This window comes from Burkholderia sp. RF2-non_BP3, assembly GCF_001522185.1.
Classification (GTDB): domain Bacteria; phylum Pseudomonadota; class Gammaproteobacteria; order Burkholderiales; family Burkholderiaceae; genus Burkholderia; species Burkholderia diffusa.
The window spans coordinates 71,497-82,072 of sequence record NZ_LOSU01000023.1; the positions used below are offsets into that span (position 1 = coordinate 71,497).

At 60.4% G+C, this 10,576-nt stretch carries 6 protein-coding genes; all 6 read left to right on the top strand.

The window, feature by feature from the left end; translation table 11 throughout:
- Positions 1-99 precede the first annotated feature (99 nt).
- The 6 genes from WS45_RS08445 to WS45_RS08470 all read left to right on the top strand — a co-directional run bounded on the left by WS45_RS08445 (position 100) and on the right by WS45_RS08470 (position 10,528).
- Positions 100-1,545, top strand: a complete 1,446-nt coding sequence (locus WS45_RS08445) for a mannose-1-phosphate guanylyltransferase/mannose-6-phosphate isomerase (RefSeq protein WP_059699515.1) — start codon at positions 100-102, stop codon at positions 1,543-1,545.
- On the top strand, positions 1,545-2,339 hold the full coding sequence (locus tag WS45_RS08450; protein WP_059699368.1) for an ABC transporter permease: 795 nt from the start codon (positions 1,545-1,547) through the stop codon (positions 2,337-2,339). The genes WS45_RS08445 and WS45_RS08450 overlap by 1 nt, the downstream gene beginning before the upstream one ends.
- Entirely contained in the window at positions 2,339-3,559 is a 1,221-nt protein-coding gene (locus WS45_RS08455; protein ID WP_059530369.1) for an ABC transporter ATP-binding protein, read from the top strand. The genes WS45_RS08450 and WS45_RS08455 overlap by 1 nt, the downstream gene beginning before the upstream one ends.
- Positions 3,556-4,950 carry a class I SAM-dependent methyltransferase gene (locus tag WS45_RS08460; RefSeq protein ID WP_059699516.1) on the top strand — a complete coding sequence of 465 codons (1,395 nt, stop codon included), beginning with the start codon at positions 3,556-3,558 and terminating at the stop codon, positions 4,948-4,950. Before WS45_RS08455 ends, WS45_RS08460 begins: the two co-directional genes overlap by 4 nt.
- Positions 4,951-5,044: 94 nt before the next feature.
- The gene (locus tag WS45_RS08465) at positions 5,045-6,481 is read left to right on the top strand and encodes a PfkB family carbohydrate kinase (RefSeq protein ID WP_059530366.1); all 1,437 of its coding nucleotides are present in this window, start codon (positions 5,045-5,047) and stop codon (positions 6,479-6,481) included.
- Positions 6,482-6,871: 390 nt separating this feature from the next.
- Positions 6,872-10,528: a glycosyltransferase gene (locus WS45_RS08470; RefSeq protein ID WP_059699370.1), complete on the top strand. Its 3,657-nt coding sequence runs from the start codon at positions 6,872-6,874 to the stop codon at positions 10,526-10,528.
- The last annotated feature ends 48 nt before the right edge of the window (positions 10,529-10,576 follow it).

Consider the following 10,576-nt stretch of genomic DNA (forward strand, 5'->3'; position numbering starts at 1 on the left):
ACGGCTGATATTTTTTGCTGACGGACCGTTGAATCAGACGGCGAAAGGCAGTGAAAGCCTTCCTTTCGCGGTTGAAAAACCAAATCTGGAGTGAAAGTGATATTGATCCCCGTCATCCTGTCTGGTGGCGCAGGCACGCGACTTTGGCCGGTCTCCCGTGAAGGACACCCCAAACCGTTCATGAAGCTTGCGGACGGCGAGAGCCTGCTCTCGAAAACCTATCGCCGGGCGGCAGCCGTGGTCGGCAATGAGGCGGGGGCGCAGCGCCGGGAAATTCTCACGGTCACCAATCGCGACTACTACTTCATGAGCAAGGACGAGTTCGCGGGCGTGAAGCTCGGCGAATCCGTGTCCGGCGCATTCATGCTCGAACCCGCAGGTCGCAACACGGCACCCGCAGTTGCAATGGCTGCCCATCACGTCGCGGAAAAGTACGGGCGCGATGCGCTGATGCTGATTCTCGCGGCCGATCATCTGGTTCAGGATCAACAGGGTTTTTCCGCTGCGGTTGCGAATGCCGTCGAACTGGCGAACCAGGACAAGCTGGTGACGTTCGGCATCGTGCCGACGCGTCCGGACACCGGCTTCGGTTACATCGAGGCAGGGGAGGCGATCGGCGCGGGTCGGGCCGCCCTGCGCTTCGTCGAAAAGCCGGATGCCGACAAGGCGGCCGAATATCTTGCTGCGGGCAACTATCTGTGGAATTCCGGGATGTTCTGCTTCAAGGCAGGCGTCATTCTGGACGAAATGGCCCGCCATGCCCCGGACGTTGCCAAGGCAGCCGAGGCATGCTGGTCGTCGCTGAAGGAGAGCAACGCGTCGGCGCAGATGCTCGAGATTCCTTCGGAGTCTTTCGCGAAAATGCCCGATATCTCGATCGACTACGCGGTAATGGAGCGTTCGACGAACGTGACGGTCGTGCCGTCCAGTTTCGGGTGGAGCGATATCGGCTCGTGGGGTGCGGTCCGCGACCTGGTTTCGCCTGACGCGGACAGTAACCGCGCGATCGGCGACGCGATCTTCATCGACAGCCGGAATACCTATGTGCAGAGCCAGGACCGTGTGGTCGCGGCCGTGGGTGTGGCTGACCTGATGATCATCGATACGCCGGATGCGCTGCTGGTCGCGCATCCCGATTGCGCGCAGGACGTGAAGCAGGTCGTGGCTCGCCTCAAGAAGCAGAATCACGAAGCATACAAGTTGCATCGCACCGTGAGTCGCCCGTGGGGGACTTACACCGTGCTGGAAGAAGGGCCTCGCTTCAAGATCAAGCGCATCGAGGTCAAGCCGGGCGCCAGCCTGAGTCTGCAGATGCATCATCATCGCAGCGAGCACTGGATCGTCGTGTCCGGCATGGCCAAGGTCGTGAACGGGGATCGGGAAATCTTCGTGCGTACCAATGAGTCGACTTACATTCCGGCAGGCCACAAGCATCGGCTCGAGAACCCGGGTGTGCTGGATCTCGTGATGATCGAGGTGCAAAGCGGCGAGTATCTCGGGGAAGACGACATCGTTCGTTTTCAGGACGTTTACGGGCGGGCGTGATGCTAGGGATGTTGAAAGTCCTCTGGGACTATCGCGGTTTCATTCTGGGTAGCGTCAAGCGGGAGTTCCAGTCCAAATACCGCAATTCCCTGCTCGGCGCGGCGTGGACCGTGCTCAACCCGCTTGCGATGATCGTCGTCTATACGGTGATCTTTTCGCGAGTCATGCACGCCCGTTTGCCCGGGGTCGACAGCACATTTGCGTACAGCATCCACTTGTGTGCCGGTGTGTTGCCTTGGGGGATGTTCGTTGAAATCGTCAGCAACGGCCAGAACACTTTCGTCAACAACGCGAACCTCCTCAAGAAGCTGAGTTTTCCGCGACTGTGTCTGCCGATCATTGTCGTGATCAATGCGCTGGTCAATTTCGCGATCGTGTTCGGGCTGTTTACGGTGTTCCTGGTGATTACGGGCAACTTCCCTGGTCTGGCCTATTTCGCCGTCATTCCCGTGCTGACACTGATGACGTTGTTCGCCATCGGACTGGGCATCACGCTCGGGGTGTTGAACGTGTTCTTTCGCGACGTGGGGCAGTTCTTCGGGATCGTGCTGAATTTCTGGTTCTGGCTGACGCCGGTGGTGTACGCAGCCAATATTTTGTCCAAGTCCGCACAAGAGGCTTTGCGCTTCAATCCGATGGCGCCGGTGATCGAAGCCTTCCAGGTGATGATGGTGCAACACGTATGGCCGGACTGGTCGATGCTGCTGTATCCGCTCGTATTGAGCATCGGGCTGTGTCTCGCCGGCTTCAGTTTGTTCCGCAAGCATGCGGGTGAAATGGTGGATGAACTCTGATGGGCACCATTACCGTTACCAATCTTGGCAAGGCGTACAAGCAGTATCCGACGCGGTGGTCGCGTCTTCTCGAGTGGCTGGATCCGCGTCGCAAGCCTCATCACACGCTGCACTGGGTGCAGCGTGACGTCAGTTTCTCGGTTCGCTCCGGCGAGGCGCTGGGTATTGTCGGCATCAACGGTGCCGGCAAAAGCACGCTGTTGAAAATGATCGTCGGCACCACGCAGCCGACCGTCGGCAGCGTGACGCGGACTGGCCAGATTGCCGCATTGCTCGAACTGGGAATGGGCTTCCACCCTGACTTCACCGGGCGCCAGAACGTGATGATGGCGGGGCAACTGCTCGGTTACAGCGTCGAGGAGATTGTCGCGTTGATGCCGGCAATCGAGGCGTTCGCCGAAATCGGCGAATACATCGACCAGCCGGTGCGCGTGTATTCGAGCGGGATGCAGGTGCGTCTCGCGTTCAGTGTCGCGACGGCCCGCCGTCCGGACATCCTGATCGTCGACGAGGCGCTCTCGGTCGGTGACGCCTATTTCCAGCACAAGAGTTTCGATCGCATCCGGGAGTTTCGGAAGCAGGGCACGACGTTGCTTATCGTCGCGCACGACAAGGCCGCGATTCAGGCCATCTGCGATCGCGCAATACTGCTGAATGCCGGGCGGCTGGAGATGGAAGGCACGCCCGAGGCGGTCATGGATTACTACAACGCGATGTTGGCGGACCACCAGGACCAGGACGTTCGTCAGGAAGTGCTCGAGAGCGGCAAGGTCCAGACGATTTCAGGTACGGGCGAAGTCACGATCGACAAGGTCACGCTGCTGAATCGAGATGGCAGGCCGATCGATGTCGCTCAGGTCGGACAGCCGGTGACGTTGCGGATATCCGCCGAATGTCGCGCGTCCGTGCAGGATCTGGTCATGGGCTTCATGATCAAGGACAGGCTGGGGCAGACGGTCTTCGGTACCAACACGCACAATCTCAAGTCCGACATCGGCGATGTAGCCGCGGGCGCGAATGCGACGGTCGATTTTGAGTTCCCCGCGAATATCGGCCCGGGCAGTTATTCGGTTGCCGTGGCGTTGCATACGGGCAGTACGCACATGCAGAACAATTTCGAGTGGAGGGATCACGCCCTCACATTCAATATGGTGAACGGCAACGTGAGCGAATTCGTCGGACTGACTTGGGTGCCGACGCAGGCGAGGGTGGTGTCGTGAGTGACAATTTCTACCGGGCCTTTGAAGAGCGCTATTACGCGCCCCGGGACCTCATCAAAAGCATTCGCAGACAATATCTGCCGTTCGTCGAGCCGCTGGCATCGATTTATCCGGGCGGGTGCACATTCGATCTCGGCTGTGGTCGCGGCGAGTGGCTGGAACTGATGTCCGAACAAGGTTTGACGCCTTTCGGCGTGGACCTGGACGCCGGCATGCTGCAAGCCTGCGAAGAGCGTGGCCTGCCCGCGACGCAGGGCGATGCGGTGGCCTATCTGAAGACGCTGGAATCCGACAGCCAGGTCGTCGTGTCGGCTTTCCACGTTGTCGAGCACATTACCTTCGAGCAGTTGCAGACTGTCGTGTCGGAGGCGTTGCGGGTGTTGCGGCCTGGCGGATTGCTGATCCTCGAGACGCCGAATCCGGAAAATATCGCTGTCGCGACGAACAACTTCCATCTCGATCCGACGCATCAGAAGCCGATTCCGTCGCTGTTGTTGTCTTTCGTGGTCGAGCACGGTGGATTCGAAACGGTGAAGACGCTCCGGTTGCAGGAGTCGCCGGCGTTGCGTAATCCTGATCATGCGGTGTCTCTGCTGGACGTGATACGGGGTGCGAGTCCCGACTACGCCGTCGTCGCTCAGAAGACTGCCGATCCGGAAACCAGGTCGAAGTTCGCACAGGTGTTCGCTGCTGAGTATGGTTTGTCGCTGGAGCAACTGGCGGATCGTTACGATGTACAAACCGAATCCGTGCGGATGCGGATGGAAAAGGCCGAGGCGGGCGTCGAGCGGTTGGACGAACTGGCTCGTGTGATCAGCGGGCAACTGCATCTGACCCAGGAGCGGCTTCAGTCCGTCGAAGCAGATCTTGATGCAGGGCAACGGCAGGTTATCGAAGACCGGCTCAAGCTTGCAGAGGAGCGGTGTCGGCATGCGGAGGAGTTGCGCCAGCATGCGGAGAACCAGCTTGGCGCCGTGGAGGCGCGGGCGCAACAAGCCGAAGCTCAGGCCCGGCATGCAAATGAAGTATTGCATGCCGTGCTGCACAGCACGTCCTGGCGCGTGTCGAAGCCGGTGCGCATGGTCGGCGTGCCGCTGCGCAGGCTGACGTCTGCAATCCGCGAAGGCAGGTTGATGTCAGGGGTCAAGACGCGAATCAAGGGCGTACTCAGAGTCGGAGCGGCTGAACTCGCAAAGCGTCCGGCATTGAAGCGTGCGGCCCTTCGGTTGGTGAGAATGAGTCCGGCCCTGGACCGTCGATTGCGCGCGGTCGTGACACAGTCGGCGAGCGTTGCGGTCAGCTCTCCTCTGTCTCAACGAGCGTTGCCGGAGTCGGTCCGTGAAGTGCTCGACGAGCTCCGGGCTGCCGCGCGCGCGTCCGAATCCCGGTGACGATGCTCGTAATCGAATAGATGGAACTGCTGTGCACGCGAAGAACGGCGTGCCGGCAACAATGCTAAGTGCTGCTTTGGAAAGAATATCCCCCATGCATAAACCCCAGCCCGCTAACGCGATCAGACCTCGAATCCTGGTGGTTGGCGACATCATGCTTGACCGCTACGTCATTGGTGGCGTCTCTCGCATTTCTCCTGAGGCACCGGTTCCGGTTCTGGCTGTCGGTCGCGAAGAGAATCGGCCAGGCGGTGCTGCGAACGTTGCGGCCAACGTCAGTGCCATGGGAGGGGACGCAACATTGCTGGCGGTGGTCGGCCACGACAGCGCGTCAATCGAGCTTCAGAAGTGCTTGCAGGGGTACGGCGTACGGACGATGTTCGTGTCCGACCCAGAGGGCGGCACGACGCAAAAGACCCGCTTGATGGCGGGTGCGCAACAGATCGCGCGCGTCGATCGCGACGTGCGGCCGACGGTGCGGACTCAGGCGCTACTACTCGAAGAGTTCAGGCGAGTCGCGTCCGATCATGACCTGGTCGTGTTTTCCGACTATGCGAAGGGTACGCTGGACCACCTGCCGGAATTTCTCGCGGTGGCAGCGGCTTTGAATGTTCCGACGCTGGTCGATCCGAAGCGGACCGATCCTGCGTTCTATCGTGGTGCAACGTTGCTCAAACCAAACAATTCCGAGTTCATCGGACTGTTCGGCGACTACGCATCCGAGGATGAACTGCTGGAGCGGGCACATCACGCATTGAATGAGCTGGGCTTGCGGCATCTCGTCGTGACCCGCGGCGCGAAGGGCATGGTCTACGTGAGCACGGACGGCCATCAGGGCAGTATCCCCACGCACGCACGTGATGTCTTCGATGTATCGGGAGCCGGGGATACCGTACTCTCGGCACTGGCACTGGCGCTGGCCCGCGGTACTCCGGTATCCGAGGCGGTGCATGTCGCCAATGTGGCAGCAGGCATCGCGGTCTCCCATTCCGGCACTTACGTGGTCTCGGCGGATGAGGTTCGCGATCAACTGTATCCGTCGCGCCAGCGTGCCCTCAAGCTGGTGGATGAGGACACCCTCTGCAAGCTGCTGCAGGCGCATCGGCAACGAGGGGAAGTCGTCGTGTTCACCAACGGCTGCTTCGACACCCTGCACCCTGGCCATATCCGCTTCCTCAACGAAGCGCGTGCGCAGGGCGACATTCTGGTCGTGGGGCTCAATTCCGATGCTTCGGTACGCGCATTGAACGGTTCCGGGCATTCAGTCCATTCCTTTGGCGATCGCGCCGAAGTGCTGGCCGGCTTGGCAGCAGTGGATTATGTGGTGGAGTTCGATGCGCCGACGCCGTTGAAACTGATTGAATCGCTTGAACCCGACGTTCTCGTGAAGGGCGGCGATTACCAAGTGCATGACATCGTGGGTAATGACGTCGTAAGCGCCCGGGGTGGGCGCGTGGCCGCACTCGCATTCCATGATGGCTACCCGACCACGCGCGTCGCTCCGAAGCTCAGCGCGGTGCGTGATCAATGACCGTGCTTGCCGTGGAAATGGAGTGGAGCCCGCGCGGGTTGTGCGAAGCCGGCATGTCGCGATGTGCAGTCCAGGGCTATGACTCCGGTCTGGGCCTGTTTCACCGGTGGCCCGGTTATTCAGATCGTCCGCAGAACGAACTGCTTCGTCACCTGACGGTGCAATGCGGACGGTTCGACGTGATGAGCCGCACGCGTCGAAGAGGCTGGTTGGAGGGCGGTTCAGTGATTGAGCGAAGCTGGAGCAAGGATCAGCGCCGCTGTTACCACTCGACGTTGCCCTTTGGATGCGTCTCTTCCGTCAGCGCGCCCCGACGCGCTGTTGCGCCGGATCGTTCCGGGGTCACGACGGCCTCGTGGGCGTCGGTAGGTCAAGTAAAGTAGGACAACCATGCGAATCGTTATTGACATGCAGGGAGCGCAAACCGAGAGCCGCTTCCGTGGCATCGGACGCTATTCCCTTTCCCTGGCGCTTGCCATTGCACGCAATGCGGGACACCATGAAATCTACCTGGCCCTCAGCGGACTGTTCCCCGAGACCATCGGGCCGATTCGTCAGGCGTTTCGAGGGTTGGTGCCGCAGGAGCGAATTCGCGTCTGGCAGGCGCCGGGGCCGATGCGCTGGGTCGACCCGCAAAATGCGTCGCGTCGTGCCGTCGCCGAACGGGTGCGCGAGGCGTTTCTGGAAACGCTCGATCCCGATATCGTGCTGGTTACCAGTCTGTTCGAGGGATTGGGGGACGATGCGGTCATCAGCATCGGGGCATTGGGCGACCCGCTGCCGACCGCGGTCATACTTTACGACCTGATTCCGCTGATTAACCCGGATGAGCAATACCGGACGAACCCCATTTATCGTGACTACTACGCAGACCGCATTGAAAACCTGAAGCGGGCGCGGCATCTCCTTGCGATTTCGGAGAGTGCCCGGCAGGAGGCGCTGGGTGCGTTGCCTTTTTCGCCCGAGAAAGTGACCAACGTGTCGGGCGCCTGCGACGAGATGTTTACCCGTGTCGTGCCCGATGCAGACCTCTTGGCGACCCTGAAGCAGCGCCTGGGGGTAACCAGGCCTTTCATCATGTACACGGGGGGAGCCGATGCGCGCAAGAACCTCCCGCGGCTGATCGAGGCGTTCGCCGCCTTGCCCGATACGTCGCGCAACCACCATCAGTTGCTGTTTGTCGGTCGAATGCCGCAGTCGGAAGTGAGTGCGCTTCGTGCACATGCACAACGCGTCGGTCTCCGTGCCGACGAGTTGTTGTTCAGCGACTACATCTCCGATGAAGAGCTGCTGGCATTGTTCAGCACATGCCGCCTGTTTGTCTTCCCTTCCCTGCACGAAGGATTCGGCTTGCCGCCGCTTGAAGCGATGGCATGCGGCGCCGTGGTGATCGCTGCCGATGCAGCCAGCCTTCCGGAGGTCATGGGTAGCCCCGAGGCGCTCTTCGATCCGCAGTCGGTCCCGGCCATCAGCGGCAAGATGCATCAAGCGCTGACCGACGACGGCCTGCGCGCGCGGTTGCTGGAGAACGCCAGAACACAGGCGCAGGCATTCTCGTGGGATCGCAGCGCCAAGCTCGTGTTGCGGGCCATCGCTCCCTTCGAGCGACCCCGTGAGTCACGGACGGCGCGAGCCGTGACCTTTGAGCGCACCACCCTGTTCGAGCCGAAGATCAAGAAGATCCTGCTGCTCAAACTGGATCACATGGGTGATCTGCTGCTGGCAGTGCCGGCTATCTCTCGTCTGCGCGCACGATATCCGAAGGCCAGCATCGATGTCGTGGTGGGTAGCTGGAATCAGGCGTTGGCTCAAACCCTGCCGTTTTTCGACCGAGTGCTGACGCTCGACTACTTCAAGCGCAAATCGTCGTTGCAGGCAGAGCTGTCCGATGGTTCGTTGGTCGAATTCGTGAAGCAGCTGGGTTTCTACGACCTGGCTATCGATTTGAGGCGACAGCCCGATACACGGTTCGTCCTGGCACAAGTCGAGGCGGGGCTCAAGGTCGGTTACGGCAGCCTCAATCCAGCCGTCGATACCAAGCTCGACATCGCGCTGCCCACGTATCAGGACCTGCCGTTCGTGGAAACGCCGCTGAATCGCATTTCGATCAGCGAGCAGATGCTGGCTTTGGTCGATGCACTTCCGGCTCATCCGTCCGACTACGTGGTCTTGCCTCCGCTTGCGGCCCCTTTGCAACAGCATAATCGTGCGGTTGCGCTGTTTCCCTATGCCGGTGGCGATGCGAAGGAATGGCCTGTTGAGCGATTCCACGAACTGGCACGCCGGCTGGCCGCGGATGCCACGGTGGAACACGTCAGCGTTTTCTTTGCCAGCGACAAGGAAGCCCGGCGTTTCAGCTTTGACGGCCTTGAAAAGGTGGTGATTCATGCAGGACTCAGCATCCCCGAACTGATGCAGCATCTCGCCGGTCACCAGTTGTGCGTCGCCAACAATTCCGGCGGCGCGCACATGGCGGCCTATCTGGGCGTGACAGCGCTTGGGGTCTATGGTGGCCTGGAAACCGCGCACGAATGGGCACCGGTATTCGGCAACAGCTATGTCTTGCATAATGAGGCCGCATGCTCGCCCTGCCACATTCCTTCGCGACGCGATTGTCCGCACAACTTCTTCTGTCTCGACGACATCACGGTGGACGAGGTGTATGCCCGCTGCCGGGAACTGCTTGCCCAGAACGGCGCGACGCCTCCGGCGACACAGTCGCGTCCGAGCATCAAGTCGACGCGCAAGAAGCTGTTCCAGGCAATCGCACCTCTGGTGCGTCAATGCAGCGAAGATGAACTGAGTCAAGTTGCGCAGGGCATAGCGTTCAGCTTGCCCACGCGAACGCGCCGTGCGCTGTTCGTCGACGTATCGGAGCTCGTCAGCCATGACGCACGGACCGGAATTCAACGGGTCGTACGGAGTATTCTGAGCGAACTGCTCAAGGACCCACCGAAGGATTTCGAGGTGTGGCCTGTCTACGCGACGCATGACCGAACGGGTTACTTTTACGCGAAACGCTTGCGGTCGCGCTTCATGGGGCAGGGTGACCCTGGCACGGTGCAGGAAGATCCCATCGATTTCCAGGCGGGCGACATCTTTTTGGGGCTGGATCTAAACCCGTACGGTACCGGCGTTCAGGAAGCGTTTCTCGATGAAATGTCGCGTCAGGGCGTTCGCATCCAGTTTGTGGTGTACGACCTGTTGTGCGTGCAGATGCCCAGCTACTTCGCGCCGGGGAGCGAGAAACTGTTCGGGGAATGGCTGAATACGATTTCCCGTTATGACGGTGTCGTGTGCGGCTCCCGGACAGTGGCGGATGAATTCAAACAGTGGCTGCGGGAGCATCAGCCTCAGCGCCAGGGCGCGCTTGAGGTGGGCTGGTTCCATTACGGCGCGGATGTGCAGAATTCTCACCCGAGCACCGGCATGCCGAGCGACGCGCCCCGTATACTCGAGGCACTGCGCGCGGCTCCCAGCTTTTTGATGGTGGGGACGGTCGAGCCGCGTAAAGGGCATGCCCAGGCATTGGCGGCTTTCGAGCAGCTCTGGCAGGAAGGTACGGCGGTCAATCTCGTGATCGTCGGCAAAGCCGGGTGGCTGGTCGAAAAGCTGGTTGCGCGTCTGCGAGCCCATCCCGAGCTCGGAAAACGACTATTCTGGCTGGAGAGCATCAGCGATGAATACCTGGAGCAGGTCTACGGCGCATGTTGCTGTTTGCTCGCGGCTTCGGAGGGAGAAGGCTTCGGGTTGCCGCTGATCGAGGCGGGTCGCAAGCATCTGCCCATATTGGCTCGAGATTTACCGGTGTTCCGCGAGGTAGCGCAGGACCATGCGCATTACTTCCATGGCACCAGCGGCGAAGCGTTGGCGCAAGCCGTGGCGCACTGGCTTACGCTGTATCGGCAAGGCGCACAACCGAAGTCCGAGGGGATGCCCACGCTGACGTGGCAAGCTTCAGTCCAGCAATTGCTGGACAGCGTATTACCGACGCGCCAGGTCATCAAACCCGTTATCCGCATGGAAGTTTCGGCGGAGACCGAGTGAGATTGCCGTCAATCATCCGATAAAGATTTTGCAAGAGAACTTAAGATG

What these genes read in the sequence shown, in the direction of transcription:
- WS45_RS08450 (WP_059699368.1), top strand. Translation starts at nt 1,545, where the DNA reads ATGCTAGGGATGTTGAAAGTCCTCTGGGACTATCGCGGTTTCATTCTG.
- WS45_RS08455 (WP_059530369.1), top strand. Translation starts at nt 2,339, where the DNA reads ATGGGCACCATTACCGTTACCAATCTTGGCAAGGCGTACAAGCAGTAT.
- WS45_RS08465 (WP_059530366.1), top strand. Translation starts at nt 5,045, where the DNA reads ATGCATAAACCCCAGCCCGCTAACGCGATCAGACCTCGAATCCTGGTG.
- WS45_RS08470 (WP_059699370.1), top strand. Translation starts at nt 6,872, where the DNA reads ATGCGAATCGTTATTGACATGCAGGGAGCGCAAACCGAGAGCCGCTTC.